The following is a 24,497-nucleotide window of genomic DNA, read 5'->3' on the forward strand; positions in this document are numbered from 1 at the left end:
TGTGCCCCCGCCCCCGCCCCCGGTGCCCCCCCCCCCGCGGGCCCGGGCGCCGGCCCCGCCGCCGCCCCGGGCGGCCCCCCCCCCCCCCCCGCCCCCCCACGGCCGTTTCACTGTCCGTCGTCCTGCCCGGCCGCCGTGACCGTTCGCACGCAGTCGCGCAGGAGGGCGCGGCGGCGGTCGTGCGCGTCGTCGGGTTCCTGGCTGCTCGCCGCGTAGACGTTGCTGACCGGGGACCAGGCCATGGACATGGAGATGACCATGGCCATGATGTCGAACGGGTTGCCGGCGCGGACCCGCCCGGCGGCCTGGGCCTCGGCGATGGCCGAGAGCTTGCGATCGTCGTAGTGCTCGTGCGTCTCGACCAGGTGCCCGGCGGGACGGCGCTCCAGCCGGGTCCAGGTCGCCAGCCGGATCAGGTCTGGGCGGCGCAGGTACTCGTCGTAGAGGCGTACGGCCCAGTCCGCCAGATCGTCGGCGTCGATGGGCACGACGTTGGTGATGCGCTCCAGCGAGCCGAGGAAGATGGCGTCGAAGAGCCGCTCCTTGTCCCCGAAGTAGGCATAGAGCTGAGCCTTGTTGGTCCGGGCCGAGGTCACGATGCGGTCGATGCGCGCCCCGGCGATGCCGTGCTGGGCGAACTCCTCGGTGGCGGCGTCCAGGATGCGCTGGTAGGTCGCGGCACCCCGCGCGGTCTGTGGCTGTTCCGGCATGCCGCGATTCTAGCAAACAGAACAGTCTGTTTGCTTCGTCGTGCGATCGCGCCTACTGTCGAATAGACCAAACAGTCTATTTAAGGATTCAACTATGCGTACGACCACCGGCTGGCAGGCGGCGGGTCCGGCGGCGCTGCGGCGCACCTCGCTTGAGCGCCGCGACCTGCGCCCGGACGACCTCGCGGTGCGGGTCGACTACTGCGGCGTCTGCCACACGGACCTGCACGCGCTGGGCGCCCACGACCAGGATGCGAAGTCCCCCCTGGTCCCCGGCCACGAGTTCACCGGCACGGTGACGGCGACCGGCCCCGAGGTGACCGCCTTCTCGGTCGGTGACGGCGTCGCGGTGGGCAACATCATCGACTCCTGCGGCGCGTGCGCCATGTGCGAAGCCGGACAGGAGAACTTCTGCCACTCGTTCCCGACCCTGACGTACGGCGGCACCGACCGGCACGACGGGACGACCACCCTGGGCGGCTACTCCCGCGAGTACGTCGTACGCGAGGCCTTCGCGTACGCACTTCCCGCCGGGCTCGACCCAGCGGCGGCCGCGCCGCTGATGTGCGCCGGAGTCACCGTCTGGGAGCCCCTGCACGCCCTCGGCGTGGGTCCGGGCAGTCGGGTCGCGGTGGCCGGCCTCGGCGGCCTCGGCCACCTCGCCGTCAAGATGGCCGTGGCACTCGGCGCCACCACGACGGTCATCAGCCGCACCGGGGACAAGCGCGACGACGCCCGCCGGCTCGGCGCCCAGGCGCTTGTCGAGTCCACGGACAGCGGACAGATGGAGGCGGCACGCGACAGCTTCGACGTCATCATCGACACCGTCTCCGCGCCGCACGACCTCGCCCCGTACCTCAAGCTGGTGGCGATGGACGGCACGCTCAGCATCGTCGGACACCTGGGCCCGGTCAGCATCGAGGCCATGGACCTGCTCGTCGGCCGCAAGAAGCTCAGCTCCGCGGGCAGCGGCGGGCGGCCCGCGACGGCCGAGATGCTCCGGTTCTGCGCCGCCCACGGCATCGCCGCCGATGTCGAGGTGCTCCCGTCGGCGCAGGTGGACACGGCACTCGACCGCCTCGGCCGGAACGACGTCCGGTACCGCTTCGTGCTCGACATGTCCGATCTGGACTGACGAGGATGCCGAGTGCGGCGTGCCGCACCGGCTGAGGGCTGCTGGTGAACGTGCGAAACGGCGCCCGTGAGACCTTTGACCGAGCGCGACATCGACTGACGATGGCGCAAGAGAGCGGGTCCGCGCGGCGAGGCGGGCCGCTGATGCGTACCGACAACAGGGAGCGTTCCTTCCGATGCCCGCATACTCCACAGGTGCCGAGCGCACTGCTTCCGCGTCCGCCGCGGGCATGGACGTTCCATTGCTCAACTCTTCTCTCGTCAAGGCGGTGTTCAGGGACGTCACCCCGCTGCACGTCTCGCGGTCGGCCGCTCGGGCTGCCGAGTCGGTGACGCGGACAGTGCTGACGGGCATCATTGACGGCGCGCTGCGAGCGGCGGAGGAGGAGGCCCGAAAGAAGCTGCTTCCCAAGGACCTCGTGACAGCCATCGACCGGGACGTCGAGCTGGAGGTGGGAGGCGGCTGGTTCCGCCACAGTCCTACGTTCAAGGGGCTGACCGGCGTCGTGCATGACGCGGAGGGCAGCGTCGTACACGCTCCCAAGCGCAGCAGGTCACGCAAGTCGAGTGCGGTGCTGGGCGCCCACAGGTTCGAGGCCGGTATCAAGAAGCTCCTGCGCAACCGGGGTACGGCAGCTGTCCCGGCGATGGTCCGCGATTTGGACGGGCTCGCGAGCGTCTTCCTGACGGATCTGGCCCGGGACGCGGCCATGGTCGTCCGGGAGGGCGGGATCAAACGGTTCGGCACGGTCGCCTTGACGACGCCGGGCGAACCGGCTGACACGGGGTTCTCCGTGCCGAAATCCCTTCTGGCCCTGTCCACCCGCACGGGAGACGGGCGAACCATCGGCAGGGACGACGTCCTGGCCGCCACCGCGATTCAGTTGTTCGGCGAGGTCAGGCAGCGAGCCCTCGCCGCAGCACGCGAAGCGGCAGGGGCCGGTTCGGACGGCTGAGCGGGGCTGTGGAGTTCGCCGCTCACGGATGCGGGTAGGGCCGACCTGCGGTTCACCGCCAGCGGATGACCGGGGCGGCCGCTCGTCCGGCTGCCCCGGACCCGCCGCCCGGCCAGCGTCACCAGAAGTCCGGCGGCGGGGTCGACCACCGCGAAGACCTCAGGCCCTCCGGCCTCCAGCCGCACCATTGCCTGGTCCTGCTGCCCGGGATCATCACCCCAGCGTCGGAGCGCGTTCAGTACGGCGGAGCTCCGGAGGACGGCGGAGCGCATGTCCCTCCCACCGGAACACGCCGCCCCGCCTCCGAGCCCCTCCGTCAGCCGGAGCGCCTGCCGCCGCAGCCACCGGAGCGCGAGCCGGCGGTTGCGCGCCACGCCCCCGCCCAGTGAAACGGCGCGCTGCCCGGTGGTCGCGGTGATCTCCACGAAGTAACCCGGACCGCTCACGTGGCCCCGACCCCGACCCCGTTCCCGTTCCCGCTCTCGATTCCGTCGGGATGCTCGGCGGCGCGATGCCGCCGCCGCAGCACCCGGCAGTCGGTCGCCCTGCTCTCGTCGTTCTCCCGCCGGGCCTCGGCCTCGGCCAGGTCGAAGCCCCGGCAGACCCCGCACTCGGTGTTACTGCTGGAGTTCATGCCACGTCCCCCCGGCTCCGGGCGTTCTCGTACGCGGTACGGGCGCGCAGCCGCTCGTTGCGCGTGGCCAGCCGTACGTTCGCGGGGTCGGCTTCCCACTCGGGACCCCCGCCGACCGGGCGCAGCGACCAGTACGGACCGGAGACCCCGCGGAACTCCCCGACGCGGTCGTCACGGCTGCTGTCCGCCAAGAGCGTTCCGGCGGGCGGTACATGGGCGAACCTCTGCTCAGGCATGGCCGCACCTCTCTGTAGTCGTTTCACTACCAAGTGCGTTCAGCGTGGCTTAGGGTCAGGAGGTCTTCAACTTACGCAGAATGACAGGCAAGTTAGGTACCGGATGGTGAACCGAAAGGAGCTTGACCCGGGACGGTCGCCCAGCGCGGCCTTCGGGGCGCTCCTTCGCAGTCTGAGGGATGAACGTGGTTGGACACAGGATGAGCTGGCAAGGCGCATCGGGTGTTCCGGGGCGCACATTTCTGCTGTCGAAACTGGGCGGCGAACTCCAACTCAACAGTTCGCCGCAAGTGCAGACAGGGCACTCGGGAGCGGCGATCGCCTGCAACGCCAGAGTCGAGCCGTCCGGCACCGGGCGTTACTGGAAGGCTTCCCGGAGTACGTGGCGCACGAGGAGCGCGCTGCCGAGATCAGGCTCTACGAAGTCGGCGTAATACCTGGCCTGCTCCAGACGCAGGATTACGCGTCAGCGCTCGGAGCCAGCACCGTGAAGCGGGGCGTAGCCTCCCGAGAGCAGGCCGACGAACGGATTGCCCTGATTGCGCAGCGTCAGGCGTCACTCATGCGGACGCCACCCCCGCTGGTGTTTGTGGTACTCGACGAGAGCTGCCTTCTCCGTCCCATCGGGGGCGATCCCCTTATGGACGCCCAGCTCACGCGCCTCGTGGAGTTCGCTGAGTTACCGAATACGGTGCTTCAAGTCGCACTATTCGACATCGGGGTTCGTCGTCCGATGACTCTGCCGGTGACCGTGCTCACGATGCCGGACCGTTCGCTCGTGTCGTACGCGGAGTCAGCCCACCGCGGCCACCTGGAGCGAGACAGCGGATCGGTGCTGCCACTGTTGACGGACTACCATCAACTGCAGGCTGAAGCGCTGTCCCGCGCGGCGTCCGTGGCCATGATTAGCCAGTTACGAAAGGGCACTCCGTGACGACCGAATCCCCCCGTTGGTTCAAGTCTTCATTCAGTGAGAACGGTGGCCAGTGCGTTGAGGTCGCTACCAACCTCGTAGCCTCGCGGGGCGTCGTTCCGGTCCGGGACTCCAAGGACGCGGCGGGCCCGGTCCTGAGCGTTCCGACCGGTTCGTTCACGTCCTTCGTGGCGGGCATCAAGTCGGGGGAATTCGGAACCGTCTGACCGCTCGGCATCCGCGTCGTCCGAGTACGCCCCGTCTTGCGTCGGTTCAGCAGGGCGGGGCCTCGCACGTGTTCAGGTCGGCAGATTCCAGCCCGGACCGTTGGGCTGAGGCATGAAATTTAGCCTGCCGGGGGCATGACGGCTGGCGGACAAGCGGGCCTTCACCCGGGCCGAACTGCCCGCACTCTTCGACCACGCCGACGAGCAGGCGGAACGCACGTGCACTCGCGGCCGCAAGGGCTGGTTGCCCGTTCCCGTCGTCGCTGACGCCCTTGGCTACCACCAAGTCGCCACCGCCGGGCTCGCGGCCCAGGCCGGAGCCACTTGAATCCGGCACTACCGTCGAGCAATGCAGACGCCCTCGGATCATGTTCCCGCTGTCCTGGATGGCCCTGGAGTCGCGGTCTCCGACCCAAAAGATCTACTCCTGGGCTATCTCCACTGGTATCGCCAAGCTCTGATGCGAAAGATCGACGGGCTGTCCGACGAACAGCTCCGCACCCCCGTTCAGCCGCTGGGCTGGTCGCCGTTGGGACTGGTCAAGCACCTCGGATGGGTTGAACGACGCTGGATGCGCTGGGGATTCGCCGCCGAAGATGTCCTCGCCTATCCGCCCGGCGGTGACGAGGGTGAATGGAGCTTGCCGACGAACCAATCCGCCGCCGAGGTACTGGACGACTACCGGGCAGAGGTCATGAGGACGCAGGCCCTTGTAGCCGAGGCTTCTCTGGCCGACCCGGCCCGCACAGGGGGCCGCTTCCGGACGCCCGAAGACGCACCGACCCTCGGACGGATCATGTTCCACCTGCTCCAGGAGTACGCGCGGCACGTCGGCCAACTCGACATCGCACGTGAACTCATCGACGGGCAGACCGGCGAATGAACCGAGTAGCCGTCCTGTCCGACGTTCACGGAGTCCTGCCGGTCCTGGAGGCGGTACTCGCCGAGACCGACGGCCTTCGGCCGTTCGCGCTACTCGAATGACGCAACCGAGACGTAGGGAAGGGGCGCTGTGTGACGGTCGAATCCGTGTCACTGTCGCGCCCCGCCCGGCGTGATCCGCTCCGCTGGCGCCGCTCCACCGGCGGACTGCCGCCGACCGGCGGACAGGCTCTTCACTAGCTCTCCGTTGATCAGGATGACGAGACAGCCGCAGCCACCGGCGCAGTACTCGACCTCGCCTTCGGATGTGTGGTGGCGGGACCTGAGCGTCCACCACCGTGTTTCCGCCGGAGTCGGCTGATGGCAGACGGGGCACCGGTCGTCCGGTGCCGTGACCGAGGATGGGGGAGTCATGCCCAATAACATGATGTAAGTGTCTAGAGCAGTTCAACCATTACGACTCTTGATGCTGTAATGCGCCTATGCACTTCGACCATTACGGTGGGGAGGCTGCCCGGCTGGCCGCTGACCTGGTCAACCTGACCGAGCCGCCGCGACCCGAGCACCTCGAACCGCTGCTGATCGAGCACGGCATTGCGCACCCCGCGCTCACCGCCGCGCAGGCCGAGACGATCTGGACGTGGAGCCGGCGCCTGGCCACGTGCTTCGGGCGTCAGGATCTTGAGGGGCGGTGCCAGGCCGTCAACACACTGCTCGCAGACGCCTCCAGCAGTCCCCGTATCTCCCTGCATGACGGCCGACCACACCTGCACTACAGCTCGATCGGCGCCGACCCCTCCGCGCACATCCGATCCGTCACCGCGGCCGGACTCGCCTACGTCGTCTGCTCCGCCGATCCCGAACGGCTCGGGCGCTGCGCACGCCGCGACTGCGGTCTGGCGTTTGTCGACACCTCCCGCAACGGCCGACGCGCCTACTGCTCGGTGCGCTGCGCCAACAATGACGCCGTGGCCCGTCACCGCGAACGGCGCGCCGGTGACGCCCCGGCGTCAACTGCACGGACGTCGCGCAGGACGTGACTACGGCTGACGCCGCCGAGTGAAGGTGACGAGCCGTCACGAGATCATCGGGAAAGGTTGGTTGTCGCTCAGGATGGCCAACAGGTGCTCCGGCACCTCGTCGTACACGGCGTGACCGACCGGCAGTTCGTGGACCTCCCAGTCGGGGTCGTTGCGCAGCCGCTCGAACTGGGCCCGGAAGGGTGTCGCCGCCCAGGCGGACGCGTGGATGAGGGTGCGTCGCGCGGCTCGGTCGATGCCGTCTCCGAGCCGGAGGCGTTGGAGGAGCGAGGCGAAGGGATGGGGTCGCCTTCTCGGGTCCGTCCCGGCCGGGGGAGCCGCCGTCCGGCCGTCGGCCCGTGCTCCGGCGATGACCCGATTCCGGTAGTGGTCGTTGGCCAGCGCCCACCAGGAGTCGCCGTCGGCCGGCACGAAGGCGTCGCAGAACACCAGCCGGTCGATGGCGCGGGTGGACCGGTCCGCGGCGCCGGCGGCCACCAGGCCCGCGTAGCTGTGGGCGCACAAGGTGATGGGTCCAGGGCCGCAGGTGCTCAGCACGGTGAGGACGCGGTCGATGTGGGTGTCCAGGTTCGCCGCGTCGCTGCCCGGGGGCGGGTCGGGCTCCAGTCCGTCCAGGGTGACGGCGACGGCCCGATGGCCGGCTTCACGAAGCCTGGCCGCGATGCCGTCCCACACCCACGCCCCGTGCCAGGCTCCAGGTACGAGGACGAAAGTTCTCGGCTCTTCTTCTGTGCTCATGGGGCAAGGGTCCGCCTGCCTGCCGGTGGCCGTCCACCGCTAGGGCCTCTCCGAAGCCAACCATCCGACCGCCAACAGGGCTCTCCCGTATCGGTGTTGTGGCCCGAGGACGGTCGGCACCACTGGTCTGCGGGCCAGCGCAGCGAGCAGCACGCGCATGCGTCGGGGCACCTCGTCTGCGCAGCCCGCGGAGTTCTCTCCGTGCACACCCACCAGGGCATCTCAGTGGTCCCGACCAACCGGATCGCCTGGATTCCGGCGGGCGTCGCTCACCACCACCGCGCCCACAGCGTCACCGACATGCGCATCCTGTTCCTCCCGCACTCCTGCGACCGCCTGATGCCGGAACGCCCCATCGTGCTCCTGGTCAACGACCTTGCCCGGGAACTCCTGCTCACGCTCACCGGGCCCTGCGGCTACGACGCCCCCGAACCGAAGGACCGCGGCCGGCCGGCCCGGCTGCGGCGCGTGCTCATCGACGAGCTGCGCGACGCGCGGGAACAACCGCTGCACATCCCCGAACCCGTCGACGACCGGCTCCGCGCCATCGCCCGACGCCTGCGGCACAACCCTGCGGACAACACCCCGCTGCCCGGTCTCGGCCGCGCCGTAGGCGCCGGCTCCCGCCGCACCCTGAGCCGGCTGCTTCGGCACGAGCTCGGCATGACGTTCTACCAATGGCGCACCCATATGCGCGTCTATCACTCGCTGGTCCTGCTGGCCGACGGCCACGACATCGCCTATGTCGCGCACGCGTGCGACTGGTCCAACCCCAGCGGCTTCATAGCCGCCTTCACCGGCCTCGTCGGCACCACGCCCGGCCGCTACCGGAACCAGTGACTTCTCTGCGAATACAGCCAGGCAGAAATTGAACATCGGGCCGCTCGGCCTATCGCGGTGAACCGTTCGTCATGTCGCCCGAGAACGGGTTCGCCCTGGCTGCGTACGCTGCGGTGAACCGCTCGGCGGCCTCCCAGAGCTCGCCTTCGCGCTGCGGGTCGTAGGACTCCCGCGACGAGCGGTCCGCGCGGCTGCGGTCCACGTAGGAGCCGCTCGGCGCCCGGGTCGCGCCGAGGACGACGTCGGCAAGGTAGCGGCCCGCAGCGCTGCGGCCGGTGGCGAACGGGGTGAGGGCCATCACCGGCATGATGCGGCGCATCGCGAACCGGGAGAGGGGCCCCGCGTTGCGGGCGAGGCCGGTACCGGGGACGAACCCCGGGTTGTAGGCGACGGCGTCGATCCCGGCCGGCAGCCGGCGCGCGTACTCGTGGACCAGGTAGATCGCGGCCAGCTTGCTCGTCGAGTACGCGGTACGCCCGCCGGCCGCGGTGTCCGGCTCGGTAAAGGCGCCCGTGCGGGCGAGGACGTCCGGGGTCTTCCAGGCCGGGCCGGGGACCATGCCCATGTTGTGCCTGAAGTCGCCGAAGTGGGTGTCGCTGGCGGTGATCACGATCCGGGCGGGTGCGGTGAAGCGGTCCTGGAGCAGCCGGACGAACAGGTGGTTGGCGAGTACGTTGACGGCGAAGGTGGCCTCGAACCCGTCGGGTCCCTCGGTCAGGGCGTTCGTGTACTGCATGCCCGCGTTGCCCACGAAGCCGCGCAGCGGCGGCAGGTCGCCGCGGTCGAGCCGGTCGCGGATCTCGTCGGCTGCCGAGCGGACGTCGGCCAGCGAGCCGAGGTCCGCCGGGACGTGCGAGATCGTGTGTCCCGCCGCGCCGAGCTCCTCGGTGAGCCGAGTGCCGGCGGAGCCACGGGCCACGACCAGCAGGTGGGTGTCCGGCGACCGGCGCAGGATGTGCTGCGCGGCGATGCGGCCGATCCCGCGGCTCGCGCCCGTCATCACGATGGTGTGCTTCATGGAAGGCTCCTCAACCGGTGAACCGATGGCGCCCGGCTTCCGGGCGCATCTCCACGTTGGCCGCCTGCGCCACCGTCAACCAGTGCCGTCCCCGTCACCAGGACTGGCAGTACCCAGGCTGTTGCGGTCCCGCGCGGCGAGAATGGACCCATGGTTTCCAACCGCTCCGGTTTCGCCACACTCCTGCGCGCCTGGCGCGACCGGCTGTCCCCGGCCGACGCGGGCTTCACGATGACGGACGGCCGTCGTGCCCCTGGACTGCGCCGTGAGGAGCTCGCCCAGCTGGCCGGGCTCTCCGTCGACTACGTCCTGCGCCTGGAACAGGGGCGCGCGAAGCACCCCTCGGCCCAGGTCGTCGGCGCTCTCTCCCGGGCCCTGCAGCTCTCCCGCGCCGAGCGCGACCAGCTGTACCGGGGCGCCGGGCTCCTGCCGCCCCAGGACGGGACGGTCAGCGCCCATGTGCCCCCAGGCATCCAGCGGCTCGCCGCGCGCTTGGGCGATGTACCGATCGGGGTGTTCACCGCCGACTGGACCCTGGTGTGGTGGAACACCACGTGGAGCGCCCTGCACGGCGACCCCGCCGTCCTCCCGGCCGCCGAACGCAACCTCGCCCGTGCACTCTTCGGCAACGGCGCCGCGCATGCCTCGATGCGCCCTGTCCGGTCCGAGCGCGGAGAGGAAGCCTTCGCGGAGTCGATCGTCGCCGACCTCAAGGACGCCGTGTCCCGCTACCCCGGGGACGCCCAGCTCGACCGTCTCGTTCAGGAAATGCGAGAAGTGTCCGATACCTTCGCCCGTCTCTGGGCCACCCGGACCGCCGCCGCCCAGCACACGACGGAACGCAAGACGATCCGGCATCCCGAGGTCGGCGACATCCTGCTCGACTGCGACGTCCTGATCGTCCCCGGCGCGGACCTGCGCATGGTCACCTACACGGCAGCGACCGGAAGCAGCGACGCGGGGAAGCTCGACCTTCTCCGCGTCACAGGTGGCCGCACCGCCACCGTGCTCCCCTGACCGGCGGCCGCTGAGCGGGTACGCCACACCGCGCGAGCGTTCCGACTGGGGGCCGGGCGTCCAGGTGGGTACATATGTTCGATTCACGTACGCTGGAGACATGGCAACGCACCAGCTCCAGGGATCGCTCTTCGACCAGGGCGACGACGTGCGCCTGGGCCCGCTGGCCGGGATGCGCAGGACGGTCCTCGGTGACGGGGCCTGGATCGACCTGCTGCCGGGGTGGCTCAGTGGTGCCGGGGTCCTGTTCGAACGGCTGGCCGCAGACGTTCCGTGGAAGGCTGAGCGCCGGGAGATGTACGAGAGGGTCGTGGACGTGCCCCGGCTGCTCGCCTTCTACGGGGCCGGTGAACCGCTGCCGCACCCCGTCCTCGACGAGGCGCGACGGGCGCTGAACGCGCACTACGCCGCCGAACTCGGTGAGGAGTTCGCGACGGCCGGACTGTGCCACTACCGCGACGGGCGCGACAGTGTGGCCTGGCACGGCGACCGCATCGGGCGGGGAGCCCGCGAGGACACGATGGTCGCCATCCTCTCCGTCGGTACCCCGCGTGACCTGCTGCTGCGCCCGGTGGGCGGTGGCGGGGCCGTGCGCCGCCCGCTGGGGCACGGCGACCTGATCGTGATGGGCGGCTCGTGCCAGCGGACCTGGGAGCACGCCATCCCCAAGTCGGCCCGGACCGCCGGCGGGCGTATCAGCGTCCAGTTCCGGCCGCACGGGGTGCGGTAACCGGTCCTGAGGGCTCGGGCGAGGGGTGCGGCAACCCGCACTGAAGGGCTCAGAAGGGCCCCATGTTCTGCCGCTGGGCGTTCCCCGTGCCCAGCCCCTGTGCCAGCCCCTGGTCCGCCGCGCCGCGCTCCAGCGCGCCGCGTTCCCCCGAGCCGCCCCTGCGTCGAAGCGCGATCAGGCACCCGCCGATGGCTGCCGCGAGTACGACCACCGTGGCTACGACAAAGATCATGTGTCCCCCGTATGTCCGACGGAACCCTGGTGCCGGTTCAGCACTGACACGCATTGTCCTCCACCGCCCGCCTGCCGGGAACCCCGATTCGGGCCGGGCGTCCCGGCTCGGACAACGGCCGCCGAGGGCCGAAGAAGTCCTGCGCGAACCCTTGACCGCTGCGATGCCGAGGTTCACAGTACTCGTTAATGCGCATTAGTAATACGCATTAACGATCCGGAGGCACACCGTGGAAGAACCCAAGCAGCGGGCCCGGCCGGGCCGGACCCCCTCGCCCGGGGGCCGTACGTCCCGCCCCCGGCAGGCCGAGGTCGCGCGCCTCGCCGGGGTCTCGCAGGCCACGGTCTCGCTGGTCCTCGGGGCGCGGAAACAGGGCGCGACGATCTCCGAGGAGACCCGGCGCAAGGTGCTCGACGCGGTGCGCACGCTCGGGTACGTCCCCGATCCGGCGGCCAGCCGGCTGGCCGCCGCGCGCAACAACCTGCTCGGGGTCTTCAGCTTCACCTCCACGTTCCCGACCGATGTGCAGCACTCGTACTACCCGTTCCTCGTCGGCGTCGAGCAGGAGGCCGCCGCCCGGGGCTACGACCTGGTGCTGTTCACCGGTTCCAGCACGGGCGGCGCCGGGGCCGCCGGCCCCCACGCGCTCAACCGGGTACGCCTCGCCGACGGCTGCCTGTTCCTCGGTCGCCACGCACCGGCGGACGAGCTGCTGCGCCTGGTGGCCGACGGGTTCCCGGTCGTCCACCTGGGCCGCAGGGACGAGCTGGAGGGACTGGCCTGGGTCGGCGCCGACTACATCAGCGCCAGCCGGGAGGTCGTGGCGCACCTCGCCTCCCTCGGGCACCGCCGCATCGTGCTCGTACGCGAGAACGACGACGCCCCCGCGTCCACCGACCGCGAGCACGGTTTCCTCAAGGGCCTGGAGGAGGCGGGGCTGCCCGGCGGCCCCGGGGCCGTCTTCCGCTCCGCCGACCCGGAGCGCGAGCTCACCGCGGAACGGCTGCGCGGCTGGCTCGACGACGGGGTGACGGCCTTCGTCGCGGAGGAGACCGACACCGGTGACGCCTGGCGCGCCCTGCACGGCGCCGCGCACTTCGTCGGCATCGACTGCCCGCGTGACGCCTCGCTCGCGGTGCTCGGCAGCCCCCCGCCGGACCTGGCGGACGGTGCGCCCATCACCGGATTCGACATCCCCCGGCCGCAGTTGGGCGCGGCCGCCGTGCGCATGCTCGCCGCGCTGGTGGCCGGCGACGAGGCGACGGAACCCCTCGTGGCCTGCACCTTCCGTGCCGGCTCGACGGCGGGACCGGTGCCCGCCGGCCATCCCTGACCCTCCTCGCACCCGTATCAACGCTTCAACGCACCGAGCACACGAAGCACTTCAAGGAGAACCGTGATACCCGAACCCGACATCCTCATCGTGGGCGCCGGTCTCGGCGGCATCGCCGCCGCCCTCGCCGCCTGCCGGGCGGGGCGCACCGTCGTCCTCACCGAGGAGACGGACTGGATCGGCGGCCAGCTCACCTCGCAGGCGGTCCCGCCGGACGAGCACCCATGGGTCGAGGAGTTCGGGACCACCGCCTCGTACCGCGCCCTGCGCGAGTCCATCAGGGACCACTACCGCCGCTGGTACCCGCTGCGTTCCGAGGCCCTGGCGCTCACCAATCTCAACCCCGGGGCCGGCCGCGTCAGCAAGCTCTGCCACGAGCCGCGCGTCGCCCTCGCCGTCCTGGACGCGATGCTCGCACCCCACCGCTCCGCCGGCCGGCTGACGCTGCTCACCGAGCACCGGCCGGTCGCCGCCGACGAGGGCGACGACGACACCGTGCGGTCCGTCACGCTGGAGGACATCCGCACCGGCAACCGCCTTACGGTGGCAGCGCGTTACGTCATCGACGCCACCGAGACCGGCGAACTGCTCGAACTCGCCGGGGTGGAGCACGCGACCGGCGCCGAGGCGCGCGCCGAGTTCGACGAACCGCACGCCCCCGAGCAGGCCCAGCCCCTCAACCAGCAGGGCATCACCGTGTGCTTCGCGCTCTCCCACCACGAGGGCGAGGACCACACCATCGAGCGGCCGGCCGACTACGACTTCTGGCGCGGCTACCGGCCCGACTTCTGGCCGGGCCCGCTGCTCGGCTTCCTCGCCCCCGACCCCCGCAGCCTGGAAGCCGTACCGCGCACCTTCGTGCCCAACCCGGACCTCGACCCGCTCGACGTCAACGCGGACCAGTCCGCCGACGCGGGCGACAAGGAACTCTTCGGCTTCCGCCGCATCCTGGCCCGCAAGCTGCACCGGCCCGGCGCCTTCGACTCCGACATCACGCTGGTCAACTGGCCGCTCAACGACTACTGGCTGAAGCCTCTGATCGGCGCGGGCGAGGAGACCTCGGCCGCCGCCCTGGCCGAGGCCCGCCAGCTCTCCCTGTCGGTGCTGTACTGGCTCCAGACCGAGGCGCCGCGCGCCGACGGCGGCCAGGGGTTCCCCGGGCTGCGGCTGCGCCCCGACATCACGGGCACGTCCGACGGGCTCGCCAAGGCCCCGTACGTCCGCGAGTCGCGCCGCATCAAGGCCGTCACCACCGTCACCGAACACGACGTGTCCATCGACATCGTCGGCCCGTACGGCGGCACCCGGTACCGGGACTCCGTCGGCATCGGCAACTACCGCATCGACCTGCACCCCTCCACCGGGGGCGACAACTACATCGACATCGGGTCGGTGCCGTTCGAGATCCCCCTCGGCGCGCTGATCCCGCGCCGGGTCCGCAATCTGCTGCCCGCCGGAAAGAACATCGGCACCACCCACATCACCAACGGCTGCTACCGGCTCCACCCGGTGGAATGGAACATCGGCGAGGTCGCCGGCTCCCTCGCGGCGCACTGCGTCGCCGAGAGCGTCGAGCCGCACCGGGTCCAGGCCGAGGACAAGCGGTTCGACGCGTTCGCCCGGCTGCTGGAGCGCGAGGGCGTCCAGCGCCACTGGCCCGACGTACGCGGCTACTGACCCCCGTCGTCACCTGACGGACCGACACACCCCGCTCCACCGCACGGCCCCGCTCCACCGCACAGCCCCCGGGCGACCGCGGAGCGCCGGGCGGGCGCAGCTCCACCTGTACCCGCCCGGCCCAGGGCTCCGGTCCCGTAACGCCGACCGGCCCTGCCGCCCTCGCCCTGCCCACCCGCACAAGGAGGTGCCCAGCCATGAACACCCACCGCATCCGCGTCGGCATCGACGTGGGCGGAACCTTCACCGATGCCGTGGCCGTCGACGCCACGACCCTGCTTCTGCTGGGGCAGGTGAAGGTTCCCACCAGCCACCACCACGAGGACGGTGTCGCCCACGGCATCGTCGAGGCTCTCGACCGCCTGCTGGAACAGACCGGCCACACCCCGCAGGACGTGACCTTCCTCGCCCACGGCACCACACAGGCTACCAACGCGCTGCTGGAGGGCGACGTCGCCACCGTCGGCCTGATCGGCATCGGCGCAGGTCCGAGCGCGTCGCTCACCCGCCGGCTGGCCGCCTTCCGCAAGCTGGAGCTCACCCCGGGCAAGCGGCTCCCGCTCGTCTACGCCCATGTGGCCGACCCGGACGACGCCCCCGCCGTGCGCGCCGCCCTGGACGCGGTCGTGCGGGAGGGCGCCGAAGTGGTCGTCGCCAGCCAGCCGTTCAGCGTCGACCGGCCCGAGGGCGAGGAGGCCGTCGTCGCCGCCGCCGGGGAACTGGGGCTGCCGACGACCGCCGCGCACGACATCACCTCGCTGTACGGGCTCCACAAGCGGACCCGGACCGCCGTGGTGAACGCCGCGATCCTGCCGCGCATGCTCGCCACCGCCGACCTCGTCGACGCCTCCATCACCAAGGCGGGCGTGAGCGCGCCGCTGATGGTGATGCGCTGCGACGGCGGGGTGATGTCGCTGGACGAGATGCGGCGCAGACCGCTGCTGACGGTGCTGTCGGGACCGGCGGCCGGCGTCGCCGGGGCGCTCATGCAGGAACGCATCAGCGAGGGCCTGTTCCTGGAGACCGGCGGAACGTCCACGGACATCAGCGTCGTGCGGCGCGGCAAGGTCGCCGTCCGGCACGCCACCATCCTCGGCCGGAGCTCGTACCTGTCGGCGCTCGACGTCCGGACCGTCGGGGTCGGCGGCGGGTCGATGGTCCGGGTCTCCGGCGGCGCGGTCACCGGCGCCGGACCGCGCAGCGCGCACATCGCGGGGCTCGCGTACGCCTGCTTCGCGAGCGCGCAGGACCTGCGGGGCGCCGAGGTCGCCCTGATCCGGCCGATGGCGGACGACCCGGCCGACTACGCGGTGCTCGACGCCGCGGGCGGCCGCTTCGCGATCACCATGACCTGCGCCGCGAACGCCCTGGGCCGGGTGCCCGAGGGGGACTTCGCGCAGTGCGACCGGGCCGTCGCCGAGGCCGCGATCGCCCCGCTGGCCGCCCTGCTCGGCACGGACGTCGCCACGGCGGCGACGAAGATCCTGGACGCGGGCACCGCGCAGGTCAGGGCGGTGGTCGACACGATGATGCGCGACTACCGCCTGGACAAGGACACCGCGGTGCTCGTCGGCGGGGGCGGTGGCGCAGCCGCCGTCACACCGCACCTCGCGGCCGTCACCGGCCAGGAGGGCCGCATCGCCCGGCACAACGAGGTCATCAGCCCCATCGGTGTGGCCCTCGCTCTCATCCGGGAGCAGGTCGAGCGCATCATCCCGGGGGCCGGCCAGGAACAGATACTCGCCGTGCGCGCCGAGGCCGAGGCCGCCGTCGTCGCCCAGGGTGCCGCGGCGGACGGGGTGGAGGTGGAGGTCACCGTCGATCCGCAGACCAGCACCGTGCGGGCCGTCGCGACCGGCGCCACCGAACTGCGCACGCAGGACCGGGCCCACCGCGCCGACGAGGCGGACCGGCTGCGCGCCGCCGCCGACAGCCTCAGGACCGGCCCGGCGTCCGTGACCGTGCTCGCGGGCACCCCCGCCCACACCGTGTACGGCACCGAAGTACACCGCAGGTTCCGCCCGGACCTGCACCCGGTGCGGGTCGTCGACGCCGACGGTGTCGTACGGCTCCACGCGCCGGACGCCCGGGTCGAGACCACCACGGTGGGCCGGGCGCCAGAGGTCCTCGCGGGGCTGGTGAAGGAGGCGACGTCGTACGGCGACGGCGGCGTCCGCGCCCCGGCGCTGCGGCTGCTGCTCGGCTCCCGGATAGCGGACCTGTCCGGGGTGCTCGACCCGCAGCCGCTGCTCGCGCTCGCCCGCAGCGAACTGAGCTCGCGCGCTGCCGACGAACCGGTCGTCGCGGTCGTGGAGGTGCGGTCATGACGGCCGTCCTGCCCGGCCGGGCGGTGCTCACGGAGATCGAGGCGCTCGCGGATTGCGACGACGTCGAGTTCGGCGTACGGCTGCTGGCGAACACCCCCACGCACGAGGGCCGCGACCCTGAGCTGCTGCGCCGATGGGCGCGCACGGCCGAGGAGTTCGGCGCGGCGCTGGCTCCCACCGCGTCCACGGCGCGGATCGTGGAGAGCGACGGCGGCCTGGCGAAGGGCCTGCTCGCCCGCTACACCTCCCGGCCGGTCCCGGCCGTCGAGCTGTTCACCGACACCCTGGCCCTCGCCGAGGAGTTGACCGACCGGCTCGGCTGGCGCCACTGGTTCCCGGCCGGTTCGGTACGGGCGGCGGCGATCGCGCACGAGGCCGTGCACGAGCAACTGCACCACGGGCCCGCGAAGAAGGCCCTGAAGCGCGAACTGAACCACGTCGTGCTGCGCGCGGGGCGCCACACCCTGTACGGCCACGTCGCCGGGGCCGACGAGATCGCCGCCCATGCCCACGCCCGCGCCGCCTGCGGCCTGGGACGCAGTCCGCTCCTGCTCACGGCCGCCCTGGCCACCGCGGCCGAGCCGCAGTACGGATCCCCGCACGGATCCCCGCACGGAAGAGAGAAGTAACGCCATGGGCGTCGTCATCCTTCTTGTCATGGCGGCCGGTGTCGCCGCGATGCTCACCCGCAGGCTGCCCACCGCCTTCGCGCTCGTCATCCTCGGCGTCGTCATCGCCCTCGTCGCGGGAGCACCGCTCACCGGCGAGAACAGCGTCCTGGACACGGTCGTGCAGAACGGCGCGCCGATGCTCGCCGCCACGATGATCGCGATCCTGCTCGGCTCCTGGCTGGGCAGACTGCTCGACGAGACCGGCATCGCCGGCACCCTCGTCCGCAAGATCGTCGAGTTCGGCGGGGACCGGCCGGTCGTGGTCGCCCTCGGCGTCCTCGCCGTCTCCACCCTCGTCGGCACGGTCACCGGATCGGCCCCCGCGGCGATGCTCGCCGGCATCATCGGCATCCCCGCGATGATCGCCGTCGGCATTCCCAAGGTCACCGCGGCCGGGACGATCCTGATGGGCATCGCCGCCGGCATGCCCTTCGAACTGCCCATCTGGCAGTTCTTCTCCACCGCGCTCGAACTGCCCGTCGAAACGGTCCGAGGCTTCATGATGAAGCTGTTCCCGTTCGCGCTGGCCGCCGCCGTCCTCTTCGTCCTCATCGAGACCCGGCGCCGCGGGGTCGAGCACGCGTGGTCCCTCAAGTCGGCCTCCGCGAAGCCCGCCTCCCGGCGCAAGCAGCTCGGTGACGCACCCTGGTACGCGCTGCTCACCCCGCTCGTCCCGCTCGTCCTCGCGCTCGGCTTCGACGTCGCGATCCTGCCGTCGATGCTGGCCGGTGTCCTGTACGCACTGGTCACCACCACTCGGCCGCGCGACATGAACAAGCGGCTGCTGCGCACGCTGTACGGCGCGTTCGAGGTCGCGGCGGCACCGATCGTGCTGTTCGTCGCCATCGGCATCCTCCTCGCCGCGGTGAAGCTGCCCGGCGCGGTGGAGTCCCTGGAGCCGCTGGTGAAGGCCGTCAGCCCGCAGAACCCGGTGCTGTTCGTCGTGGTGTTCACCGTGCTGGTGCCGCTCTGCCTGTACCGGGGGCCGCTGAACGTCTACGGGCTCGGCGCGGGTATCGCCGGTGTCCTCATCGCGGCCGGCATCTACCCGGCCGTCGCGGTCCTCGGCCTCGCCACCTCGTACAACCAGGTCTTCGGGGTGTCGGACCCCACCAGTACGCAGACCGTCTGGAGCGCGCAGTACGCCGGGGTGACACCCCAGCAGGTGATGCTGCGGACCCTGCCGTACGTCTGGGCCGTGGCGCTGGGCGGATTCTGTGTGACCGCCGCCAGTTACCTGTGACCGTGCGCCGGGGGCGTGGTTGCGGCCACGCCCCCGGCACCGGCCGGCCATCCTTCCGGTACCGGTCCGGGCCGCGCACCGGTCAGTGTTCGTCGCGCAGTCGGAGCAGGTACGCCGCGGTCAGGGCGACGGCACGGTCCTCGTCCCGCGCCAGCTCCACCAGGGCACGGGAGGCCCTCGCCCCGGGAACGCTTCCCAGCGCCTGGGTCAGCCGTCCGCGTGCGGGCGCCCGCGTGGTGTCCTCGGCGAGGCGGTCGGCGATCCCGGCGGCGATCCGGTCCGCCGCCGGGGCGTCGCGCGCCAGCACACCGAGCGCGTCGGCGGCGCCGGTGTCGTTCCTTCCCGCCACGACCATGTCGATGAGCGTCGGGACCGCATCGCCCGCACCCCGGGCGCCGAGCGCCGGCGCCGCATGCCCCCGGACCACCGGGTCGGGGCTGTCGAGGGCGTCGCGCAGCCGCGCGGCGGCCTCCTCGCCGGGCATCTCGGCGAGGGACCGCACGGCGCGCTCCCGCACGGCGGCCACGGGTGAGCCGAGGCCCTGCGCCAGCAGTGCCGCGCCCCGGTCGCCGGATCGCGCCAGCGCCCAGCGAATGGCTCCGGCGACGTTCGGTTCCGTCTCGCTCAGTGCCGCCTCCACCAGGGCCTCCACCGGCACCGGGACCTCGTCGCCCGAGGAGAGGGCGGCGCGCTGGCGGGCGTCGGCGCTCTTCGACCCCAGCGCCCGCAGGAGGGCCACGACCTGGAGGACGTCGTCCCAGCCGGCCGGGTCCGAGGCGTCGACCCGGCTCAGCAGCGTGAGCAGTTCGGTCTCCGCCGCGATGCGTTCGCGCGTCTGGCGGACGAGGTCGTCGACGAGCAGCGAGGGCGTGAAGCCCGGGTCGTCGAGTGCCCGCCCGATCTCGCGCAGCGACAGCCCCAGCGACCGCAGGCTCTCGATGTGGAAGACCCGGCGGATGTCCTGCCCGGAGTACTCCCGGTAGCCGGAGCCGGTGCGGCCCGAAGGACTCACCAGACCGAGCGACTCGTAGTGCCGGAGCATCCGGGCACTGACCCCGGACCGCCGGGCCACCTCACCGATCAGCACGCCCCGTCATCCCTCCTGGCCGTACCCGCCGAGGGCCACGACCCGCTTCGCCTCCTCGATCGCGAACCCGAACCCGGCCTCCGGGTCGCTCAGCAGCCACTGGGTGGCGATCGCGTGCGCCCGCACGCCCGGTTCCGCGACGCCGGCCGCGGTGTCCAGCGCCGGCGCGGCGGCCTCGCCCAGTCCGACCAGCGCCCGGCTGAGGCTCAGCTGTGTCTCCCGCCCACCGCGCCCGAGCTGCGTCGCCAGCACCGGGGCCAGCGCGGACTTCTCGCCCGCCGGTACGAGCACGACCGCGGCCCGCCAAGCCGTCCGCGCCACCTCGTCGTCGGCGTCGCACAGGAGTGTCCGGGTGATGGCCGGCCACGCCTGCGGGTTCCCGATCTTGGACAGGGTGTGCAGCGCCTGGCTCCGCGCCTGCGCCCGCTCCGAGTGGAGTTCGCGCAGCACCCCGGGAAGCGTCAGGGCCGCCGGGTGGCGGGTGAGCGCCCAGGTCAGCATGTCGCGCACGAGGAACTCGGGCTCGACCGCGCACCGTTCGACGAGCCCGTCGACGAAGACCGGATCGGGCGTCGTACCGACCGCGAGAGCCGCCCGCAGCCGGACGGACGAACGGTCGTCCTCCAGAGCCCGAAGCATCCGTGCCGTATCTGAACCCGTAGCCGTACCGGTACCCGTAGCCGTATTCGGTTCCGAGTCCGAGCCCTGCCTTGTGATCGCCATGTTGGACCACCTCCTTGGCGATCACTTTTGACCTTGTCACCGTGTCAAGGTCAAACAGGCCCCTGCCCCTCTCACCCGCCGACCCGGTCCGCCTCAGTGCGCGTACTGCGGGGGCACCGCGGCGGCCTCGGCGAGGACCGGGCCCAGGTCCTCGGTGCGGATGCGGCGGTCCACGTAGAGCAGGCCCGCCACCAGCGGCGGGAAGGTGGCCACGATGAGCTGGCTGACCAGCTGGCCGACCAGGAGGGCCAGCAGGTAGCCGCTCATGGCGACGACGATCGACGCCGGGTTCGGGTCGTCGCTCAGGCCGGCCGAGCCGAGCATGCCCGAGAACATGCCGATCAGCGTGAACGGCAGCTGGATCACATAGCTCGCGACCGCAGCCATGACGCCCGTCAGCAGGGTGATGCCGAAGATCCGCCACCAGTCGCCGCGCACCAGCACGGACGAGCGGCGCATCGCGGCGATGGGGCCCTGGTTCTCGAAGACCGCGGCCGTGGGGGCCAGGCTGAACTTCACCCAGAGCCAGAGCGCCAGCGGTCCCGTCGCCAGTGCGCCGAGGACACCGATGACGATCAGCGCGACCGGTCCACCGCCGCCGCCCGAGTCGGCCAGGCCGACGATGAGGGTGATGACGGCGGCCCAGACGAGCACGAGGGGGATCATCGCGATCAGCCCGGTCAGGAACACCGTCCCGATCACGGCGGGAACCCGTGCCCAGGCCCGGCGCCAGACGCCTGAGAAGGTGGTCGGCCGGCCCAGCACCGCTTCCTGGAGGACCGTGGGCACGGCCGCGTACATCAGTGCCGTGGACAGGACGCCCACGATCAGGCACACCAGGGCGACCGAGCAGAAGGCGATCAGCATCGGTACCCAGTCCTCGGTCCTGGGGTCCTCGTCGGAGCTGAGCGAGACCAGCCGGTCCAGATGGTCCGCCGTGGCGGAGTAGGCGATCGCGATCGCCGCCACGACCACGGCCAACGCCCCGCCGTAGGCGGCCGCGCCGACGCCGAACAGCTGCTTGCCGTGCCGGCCGATGGTGGAGAACGCACCGCCGAATATGTCCCCGAGCCTCAGCGGCCCCAGGGGTATCACCCCGGGTTTGGGCGGCATCCAGCCGCCGCCCCAGCCGCCCCAGCCGGGCGGCCCCCCGTACGGTGCGCCCCCGTTCGGCACGCCCTGCGGCCCGCCGCCCCACCCTGCGTCCTGCGCCACTTCCGCCCCGCCCGTCCTTCGGTCATGTACATGGACGGACCACGGTAGCCCCCAGCCCGTCCGGCTGACCCCGGGCCTTCGCGCCGGACGATGCGTACACTCGTACACATGGGATATGGACTGCTGGCCGCGGCCATCGCGGCCGAGGTGGCCGGGACGACCGCCATGAAGTACAGCGAGGGATTCACCCGGCTCTGGCCCTCGCTGATCACCGTCGCCGGCTATCTGCTCGCCTTCTCGCTGCTCGCCCAGACCCTCAAGACCCTGTCCATGGGCACGGCCTACGCGATCTGGGCCGGCATCGGCACCGCCGCCGTGGCCGTCATCGGGATCCTGTTCATGGGTGAGTCCGGCAACCTGGTCAAGGTGGCCGGCATCGCGCTGGTCATCGCCGGTGTGGTGGTACTCAACCTGGGCGGTGCGCACTGATGGTGCGGCGGTACGATCCCGAGCGGCGCGCCCGGATCATCGACGCGGCGATCCGGGTGGTCGGCGCCAGGGGCATCGCCGGACTCAGCCACCGCTCCGTCGCGGCCGAGGCCGATGTGCCGCTCGGCTCGACGACGTATCACTTCGCCTCGCTGGACGAGCTGCTGATCGCCGCGCTCCGCCGGTCGAACGAGAACTTCGCCGCGCTCATGCGCGACAGCCCCGCCCTCACCGACCGGTCCGCCGACCTCGCGGCCGAACTCGCCCGGCTGCTCGGGGAGTTCTTCGGCGGCGGCCGAGGCAGGGCGGAGCTGGAGTACGAGCTCTACCTCGCCGCCCTGCGCAGGCCCGCGCTGCGGCCAGTCGCCGCCGAGTGGACCGACGACACGGCCGGCCTCCTCGCGGCACGCACCGATCCGGCCACCGCGCGGGCGCTGGTCGCCCTGATGGACGGGATCTGTCTCCAGGTCCTGCTTACCGGCGGGGTCTACGACGAGGCCTACGCACGGGAGATGCTGGGGCGGGTCGTGGGGTAGCGCCTGTCCGGCGGCCCCGGTCCGGACCCCCGGCCGGCCCCGGATCAGCCCCCTGCGATCATCGCCCGATGAGTGATGACCGGCGAATACACCCGTCCAAGCTGGCCGGCGACCGCGCGTCGCTGATCACGTTCCTCGACTACCAGCGTGCCACCCTCGCCATGAAGTGCCGGGGGCTGACCGGCGAACAGCTGAAGCGGAAGGCCGTTGCGACCTCGGGCCTCTCCCTCCTGGGTCTCGTACGGCATGCGGCCGAGGTCGAACGGAGCTGGTTCCGCGTGGTGCTGAGCGGGGAGCACTGCACACCTCTGTGGCCCGCGACCGACGCCGGGTTCGGTGAGTTCCATGTGCGGGACGCCGACGTGGACGAGGCGTTCGCGTGCTGGCGCGAGGCGTGCGAGGGCTCCCGTGCCGCCGAGCGCAGGGTCGAGTCCCTCGACGACACGGTGGACTTCCGGGGCGAGGAGATCTCGCTCCGCTATGTCCTCACCCACATGATCGAGGAGTACGCGCGCCACAACGGCCACGCCGACCTGCTCCGTGAGGCGATCGATGGAGAGGTCGGCGAGTAGGCCGCCGGGGGAACCGGACCGCTCCGGCCCGCACGCGGTGTCCGCCCGCTCCGGCCGCCTCCGTCACCGCCGGGACAGCTCACCGAACCAGCGCACGACGGCCGCCGTCGCCGCGACGTTGGACCCCAGGTGGCGCGATCCGCTGTAGTCGACCTCGCCGAGGTCGATGACCGGCGCGGACACGCCCCCGGCGCGCAGCGCCGCCCGGCAGTGCGCGGTGTTCTCGGTGGTGGCCTGCTCGTCCCCGGCGGCCATGTAGAGGCGGACCGGGGCGCGGGGCGTCCAGTCGGTGCAGACGGCGTCCGTCTCGCGCAGGGCCGCGGCCAGCGGTTCCGTCGGATGCGCCAGGAGTTCGTAGCCGTGGTCGGTCAGCAGTTCGTCGCGCAGGTTGCCCGGAGTTCCGTCCATCAGCTCCTTCCCGGTGTGGGTGCCGTCGAACAGTGCCTCGACCGTGCCGGCGTACGGGTCCTCGAAGACCTCGCCGGGAGCGTCGTAGAGGTGGTGCAGCCGGTTGAAGGCCACCAGGGTGTAAGCCGCGTACACCACGCTCGACTTGGGTTCCAGCTCGCCGGCGAGCAGCGCAGGCAGTTCCGCGCCGCCGAAGTCGTAGGCGCCGCTGATGGGTGCCAGCGCGCCGAGCCGGAACCAGCGGTCCTGTCCCGACTCCAGGGCCCGGCCGAGGCCCAGGGCGGCCGAGGCGCCCTGCGAGAAGCCGGTGACCATGACCTCGCGTTCCAGCACGTGCCCGGCGCGGGGTGCGAAGGCGCGCGCGGCCCGGAGCATGTCGAGGGAGGCCGTGGTCTCCGAGCTGATGTCCATCCAGGGGTGGAGGCCGGGGCCCTTGCCGAGCCCCAGGTAGTCGGGCGCGACCGTGGCCGCGCCGGCGGCCGCGTGCGCGATCACCGGTGCGGACACGAACGCGCCGCGCTGCATGGACGGTGCGTCGTTCTTGTGGCTGCCGGTGCCGTGCGCGAAGGAGACCGTGCGCAGCCGGTGCGCGCTGTTGAGCGGCAGGGCGAACAGCCCGCTCGCCGTGGTCGGCCGGCCGTACGCGTCGACGGTCCGGTAGACCAGCCGGTAGGCGACGACGCCGTGCCGCGCGGTGTCGCCGGCGAACCCGGCGGCGGCCAGCTCGGCGGCGGCCGCCCGCGGGGTCGCGAGCGTGTACAGCTTCTCGGCGGAGACCAGGGTGCCCCGGCCCGATTCCGCGGCCGGGGTGTGCGCGTGCGCCCGGCCGACGGGCGAGGCGGCGGCGGTGGCGACGGCCGGTCCGCTCAGCAGCAGGCCGCAGCAGACGGCCGCGGCACAGGCCCGGAGGGCGCCGCGGGAGCGGGCCGGGCTGAACGCGGACGGCGAGGTGGAGACGGTCACGAATTC

General features: G+C 71.8%; 27 protein-coding genes. 17 read left to right on the forward strand and 10 right to left on the reverse strand.

The window, feature by feature from the left end:
- Window positions 1-107: 107 nt before the first annotated feature.
- Window positions 108-710 carry a TetR family transcriptional regulator gene (locus ACGFU6_RS36260; protein WP_393616823.1) on the reverse strand — a complete coding sequence of 201 codons (603 nt, stop codon included), beginning with the start codon at window positions 708-710 and terminating at the stop codon, window positions 108-110.
- 94 nt (window positions 711-804) lie between these two features.
- Here ACGFU6_RS36260 and ACGFU6_RS36265 point away from each other — a divergent pair, with 94 nt between their 5' ends.
- Entirely contained in the window at window positions 805-1,845 is a 1,041-nt protein-coding gene (locus ACGFU6_RS36265; protein WP_393616824.1) for an NAD(P)-dependent alcohol dehydrogenase, read from the forward strand.
- Window positions 1,846-2,020: 175 nt separating this feature from the next.
- A complete protein-coding gene (locus ACGFU6_RS36270) occupies window positions 2,021-2,800 on the forward strand; it encodes a hypothetical protein (RefSeq protein WP_393616825.1) in 780 nt (259 codons plus the stop codon).
- A gap of 442 nt (window positions 2,801-3,242) precedes the next feature.
- On the opposite strand, the gene ACGFU6_RS36275 is transcribed toward ACGFU6_RS36270, so the two are convergent.
- Together ACGFU6_RS36275 and ACGFU6_RS36280 are read right to left on the reverse strand one after the other, a co-directional pair.
- Window positions 3,243-3,434 (reverse strand): hypothetical protein, encoded by a 192-nt coding sequence (locus ACGFU6_RS36275; protein ID WP_393616826.1) that lies wholly within the window; start codon window positions 3,432-3,434, stop codon window positions 3,243-3,245.
- On the reverse strand, window positions 3,431-3,670 hold the full coding sequence (locus tag ACGFU6_RS36280; protein WP_393616827.1) for a hypothetical protein: 240 nt from the start codon (window positions 3,668-3,670) through the stop codon (window positions 3,431-3,433). Before ACGFU6_RS36280 ends, ACGFU6_RS36275 begins: the two co-directional genes overlap by 4 nt.
- A 103-nt stretch (window positions 3,671-3,773) precedes the next feature.
- Between ACGFU6_RS36280 and ACGFU6_RS36285 the strand changes: the two genes are divergently transcribed.
- From ACGFU6_RS36285 to ACGFU6_RS36300, 4 genes are all read left to right on the forward strand, one after another.
- The gene (locus ACGFU6_RS36285; protein ID WP_393616828.1) at window positions 3,774-4,604 is read left to right on the forward strand and encodes a helix-turn-helix transcriptional regulator; all 831 of its coding nucleotides are present in this window, start codon (window positions 3,774-3,776) and stop codon (window positions 4,602-4,604) included.
- A complete protein-coding gene (locus ACGFU6_RS36290; RefSeq protein WP_393616829.1) occupies window positions 4,601-4,810 on the forward strand; it encodes a DUF397 domain-containing protein in 210 nt (69 codons plus the stop codon). Before ACGFU6_RS36285 ends, ACGFU6_RS36290 begins: the two co-directional genes overlap by 4 nt.
- 349 nt (window positions 4,811-5,159) lie before the next feature.
- The gene (locus ACGFU6_RS36295) at window positions 5,160-5,693 is read left to right on the forward strand and encodes a DinB family protein (protein WP_393616830.1); all 534 of its coding nucleotides are present in this window, start codon (window positions 5,160-5,162) and stop codon (window positions 5,691-5,693) included.
- Between the two features lie 481 nt (window positions 5,694-6,174).
- On the forward strand, window positions 6,175-6,732 hold the full coding sequence (locus tag ACGFU6_RS36300; protein ID WP_393616831.1) for a CGNR zinc finger domain-containing protein: 558 nt from the start codon (window positions 6,175-6,177) through the stop codon (window positions 6,730-6,732).
- Between the two features lie 36 nt (window positions 6,733-6,768).
- Here the strand turns inward: ACGFU6_RS36300 and ACGFU6_RS36305 are convergent, their stop codons facing one another.
- Window positions 6,769-7,470 (reverse strand): alpha/beta fold hydrolase, encoded by a 702-nt coding sequence (locus tag ACGFU6_RS36305; protein WP_393616832.1) that lies wholly within the window; start codon window positions 7,468-7,470, stop codon window positions 6,769-6,771.
- A gap of 201 nt (window positions 7,471-7,671) precedes the next feature.
- On the opposite strand from ACGFU6_RS36305, the gene ACGFU6_RS36310 reads away from it, so the two are divergent.
- Entirely contained in the window at window positions 7,672-8,310 is a 639-nt protein-coding gene (locus ACGFU6_RS36310) for an AraC family transcriptional regulator (RefSeq protein ID WP_393616833.1), read from the forward strand.
- A gap of 49 nt (window positions 8,311-8,359) precedes the next feature.
- Here ACGFU6_RS36310 and ACGFU6_RS36315 read toward each other — a convergent pair whose 3' ends face one another.
- Window positions 8,360-9,328: an SDR family NAD(P)-dependent oxidoreductase gene (locus tag ACGFU6_RS36315; RefSeq protein WP_393616834.1), complete on the reverse strand. Its 969-nt coding sequence runs from the start codon at window positions 9,326-9,328 to the stop codon at window positions 8,360-8,362.
- A gap of 150 nt (window positions 9,329-9,478) precedes the next feature.
- On the opposite strand from ACGFU6_RS36315, the gene ACGFU6_RS36320 reads away from it, so the two are divergent.
- Together ACGFU6_RS36320 and ACGFU6_RS36325 are read left to right on the forward strand one after the other, a co-directional pair.
- Entirely contained in the window at window positions 9,479-10,345 is an 867-nt protein-coding gene (locus ACGFU6_RS36320) for a helix-turn-helix transcriptional regulator (protein ID WP_393616835.1), read from the forward strand.
- Between the two features lie 100 nt (window positions 10,346-10,445).
- A complete protein-coding gene (locus ACGFU6_RS36325; RefSeq protein ID WP_393616836.1) occupies window positions 10,446-11,075 on the forward strand; it encodes an alpha-ketoglutarate-dependent dioxygenase AlkB in 630 nt (209 codons plus the stop codon).
- Between the two features lie 49 nt (window positions 11,076-11,124).
- Here ACGFU6_RS36325 and ACGFU6_RS36330 read toward each other — a convergent pair whose 3' ends face one another.
- The gene (locus ACGFU6_RS36330) at window positions 11,125-11,307 is read right to left on the reverse strand and encodes a hypothetical protein (protein ID WP_393616837.1); all 183 of its coding nucleotides are present in this window, start codon (window positions 11,305-11,307) and stop codon (window positions 11,125-11,127) included.
- A 229-nt stretch (window positions 11,308-11,536) separates the two neighbouring features.
- Here ACGFU6_RS36330 and ACGFU6_RS36335 point away from each other — a divergent pair, with 229 nt between their 5' ends.
- The 5 genes from ACGFU6_RS36335 (at window position 11,537) to ACGFU6_RS36355 (ending at window position 18,558) form a co-directional block, all read left to right on the forward strand.
- Complete coding sequence (locus tag ACGFU6_RS36335; RefSeq protein ID WP_393616838.1) at window positions 11,537-12,640, forward strand: LacI family DNA-binding transcriptional regulator; 1,104 nt, start codon at window positions 11,537-11,539, stop codon at window positions 12,638-12,640.
- A gap of 63 nt (window positions 12,641-12,703) precedes the next feature.
- The gene (locus tag ACGFU6_RS36340; protein WP_393616839.1) at window positions 12,704-14,317 is read left to right on the forward strand and encodes an FAD-dependent oxidoreductase; all 1,614 of its coding nucleotides are present in this window, start codon (window positions 12,704-12,706) and stop codon (window positions 14,315-14,317) included.
- Between the two features lie 197 nt (window positions 14,318-14,514).
- A complete protein-coding gene (locus ACGFU6_RS36345; protein WP_393616840.1) occupies window positions 14,515-16,644 on the forward strand; it encodes a hydantoinase/oxoprolinase family protein in 2,130 nt (709 codons plus the stop codon).
- Complete coding sequence (locus ACGFU6_RS36350) at window positions 16,641-17,273, forward strand: hypothetical protein (protein WP_393616841.1); 633 nt, start codon at window positions 16,641-16,643, stop codon at window positions 17,271-17,273. Before ACGFU6_RS36345 ends, ACGFU6_RS36350 begins: the two co-directional genes overlap by 4 nt.
- Window positions 17,274-17,277: 4 nt before the next feature.
- Window positions 17,278-18,558, forward strand: a complete 1,281-nt coding sequence (locus ACGFU6_RS36355; RefSeq protein ID WP_393616842.1) for a TRAP transporter large permease subunit — start codon at window positions 17,278-17,280, stop codon at window positions 18,556-18,558.
- Window positions 18,559-18,640: 82 nt separating this feature from the next.
- Here ACGFU6_RS36355 and ACGFU6_RS36360 read toward each other — a convergent pair whose 3' ends face one another.
- The 3 genes from ACGFU6_RS36360 to ACGFU6_RS36370 all read right to left on the reverse strand — a co-directional run bounded on the left by ACGFU6_RS36360 (window position 18,641) and on the right by ACGFU6_RS36370 (window position 21,583).
- Window positions 18,641-19,645, reverse strand: coding sequence for a HEAT repeat domain-containing protein (locus tag ACGFU6_RS36360; RefSeq protein ID WP_393616843.1), 1,005 nt, complete (start codon window positions 19,643-19,645; stop codon window positions 18,641-18,643).
- Between the two features lie 6 nt (window positions 19,646-19,651).
- Entirely contained in the window at window positions 19,652-20,284 is a 633-nt protein-coding gene (locus ACGFU6_RS36365) for a HEAT repeat domain-containing protein (protein ID WP_393616844.1), read from the reverse strand.
- A gap of 177 nt (window positions 20,285-20,461) precedes the next feature.
- Window positions 20,462-21,583, reverse strand: a complete 1,122-nt coding sequence (locus ACGFU6_RS36370; RefSeq protein WP_393616845.1) for a hypothetical protein — start codon at window positions 21,581-21,583, stop codon at window positions 20,462-20,464.
- Window positions 21,584-21,691: 108 nt separating this feature from the next.
- Between ACGFU6_RS36370 and ACGFU6_RS36375 the strand changes: the two genes are divergently transcribed.
- The 3 genes from ACGFU6_RS36375 (at window position 21,692) to ACGFU6_RS36385 (ending at window position 23,120) form a co-directional block, all read left to right on the forward strand.
- Entirely contained in the window at window positions 21,692-22,012 is a 321-nt protein-coding gene (locus tag ACGFU6_RS36375) for a DMT family transporter (protein WP_393616846.1), read from the forward strand.
- On the forward strand, window positions 22,012-22,548 hold the full coding sequence (locus ACGFU6_RS36380; protein ID WP_393616847.1) for a TetR/AcrR family transcriptional regulator: 537 nt from the start codon (window positions 22,012-22,014) through the stop codon (window positions 22,546-22,548). Before ACGFU6_RS36375 ends, ACGFU6_RS36380 begins: the two co-directional genes overlap by 1 nt.
- A 68-nt stretch (window positions 22,549-22,616) precedes the next feature.
- The gene (locus tag ACGFU6_RS36385) at window positions 22,617-23,120 is read left to right on the forward strand and encodes a DinB family protein (RefSeq protein ID WP_393616848.1); all 504 of its coding nucleotides are present in this window, start codon (window positions 22,617-22,619) and stop codon (window positions 23,118-23,120) included.
- A 63-nt stretch (window positions 23,121-23,183) separates the two neighbouring features.
- On the opposite strand, the gene ACGFU6_RS36390 is transcribed toward ACGFU6_RS36385, so the two are convergent.
- Window positions 23,184-24,491, reverse strand: a complete 1,308-nt coding sequence (locus ACGFU6_RS36390; RefSeq protein WP_393616849.1) for a lipase — start codon at window positions 24,489-24,491, stop codon at window positions 23,184-23,186.
- Window positions 24,492-24,497: the final 6 nt, after the last annotated feature.

The sequence above is a fragment of the Streptomyces sp. NPDC048462 genome (assembly GCF_043200175.1).
Taxonomy (GTDB): domain Bacteria; phylum Actinomycetota; class Actinomycetes; order Streptomycetales; family Streptomycetaceae; genus Streptomyces.

What these genes read in the sequence shown, in the direction of transcription:
- ACGFU6_RS36385 (WP_393616848.1), top strand. Translation starts at nt 22,617, where the DNA reads ATGAGTGATGACCGGCGAATACACCCGTCCAAGCTGGCCGGCGACCGC.
- ACGFU6_RS36280 (WP_393616827.1), bottom strand. Translation starts at nt 3,670, where the DNA reads ATGCCTGAGCAGAGGTTCGCCCATGTACCGCCCGCCGGAACGCTCTTG.
- ACGFU6_RS36325 (WP_393616836.1), top strand. Translation starts at nt 10,446, where the DNA reads ATGGCAACGCACCAGCTCCAGGGATCGCTCTTCGACCAGGGCGACGAC.
- ACGFU6_RS36320 (WP_393616835.1), top strand. Translation starts at nt 9,479, where the DNA reads ATGGTTTCCAACCGCTCCGGTTTCGCCACACTCCTGCGCGCCTGGCGC.
- ACGFU6_RS36350 (WP_393616841.1), top strand. Translation starts at nt 16,641, where the DNA reads ATGACGGCCGTCCTGCCCGGCCGGGCGGTGCTCACGGAGATCGAGGCG.
- ACGFU6_RS36345 (WP_393616840.1), top strand. Translation starts at nt 14,515, where the DNA reads ATGAACACCCACCGCATCCGCGTCGGCATCGACGTGGGCGGAACCTTC.
- ACGFU6_RS36275 (WP_393616826.1), bottom strand. Translation starts at nt 3,434, where the DNA reads ATGAACTCCAGCAGTAACACCGAGTGCGGGGTCTGCCGGGGCTTCGAC.
- ACGFU6_RS36285 (WP_393616828.1), top strand. Translation starts at nt 3,774, where the DNA reads ATGGTGAACCGAAAGGAGCTTGACCCGGGACGGTCGCCCAGCGCGGCC.
- ACGFU6_RS36315 (WP_393616834.1), bottom strand. Translation starts at nt 9,328, where the DNA reads ATGAAGCACACCATCGTGATGACGGGCGCGAGCCGCGGGATCGGCCGC.
- ACGFU6_RS36295 (WP_393616830.1), top strand. Translation starts at nt 5,160, where the DNA reads ATGCAGACGCCCTCGGATCATGTTCCCGCTGTCCTGGATGGCCCTGGA.
- ACGFU6_RS36355 (WP_393616842.1), top strand. Translation starts at nt 17,278, where the DNA reads ATGGGCGTCGTCATCCTTCTTGTCATGGCGGCCGGTGTCGCCGCGATG.
- ACGFU6_RS36260 (WP_393616823.1), bottom strand. Translation starts at nt 710, where the DNA reads ATGCCGGAACAGCCACAGACCGCGCGGGGTGCCGCGACCTACCAGCGC.
- ACGFU6_RS36300 (WP_393616831.1), top strand. Translation starts at nt 6,175, where the DNA reads ATGCACTTCGACCATTACGGTGGGGAGGCTGCCCGGCTGGCCGCTGAC.
- ACGFU6_RS36305 (WP_393616832.1), bottom strand. Translation starts at nt 7,470, where the DNA reads ATGAGCACAGAAGAAGAGCCGAGAACTTTCGTCCTCGTACCTGGAGCC.
- ACGFU6_RS36265 (WP_393616824.1), top strand. Translation starts at nt 805, where the DNA reads ATGCGTACGACCACCGGCTGGCAGGCGGCGGGTCCGGCGGCGCTGCGG.
- ACGFU6_RS36330 (WP_393616837.1), bottom strand. Translation starts at nt 11,307, where the DNA reads ATGATCTTTGTCGTAGCCACGGTGGTCGTACTCGCGGCAGCCATCGGC.
- ACGFU6_RS36270 (WP_393616825.1), top strand. Translation starts at nt 2,021, where the DNA reads ATGCCCGCATACTCCACAGGTGCCGAGCGCACTGCTTCCGCGTCCGCC.
- ACGFU6_RS36365 (WP_393616844.1), bottom strand. Translation starts at nt 20,284, where the DNA reads ATGCTTCGGGCTCTGGAGGACGACCGTTCGTCCGTCCGGCTGCGGGCG.
- ACGFU6_RS36375 (WP_393616846.1), top strand. Translation starts at nt 21,692, where the DNA reads ATGGGATATGGACTGCTGGCCGCGGCCATCGCGGCCGAGGTGGCCGGG.
- ACGFU6_RS36380 (WP_393616847.1), top strand. Translation starts at nt 22,012, where the DNA reads ATGGTGCGGCGGTACGATCCCGAGCGGCGCGCCCGGATCATCGACGCG.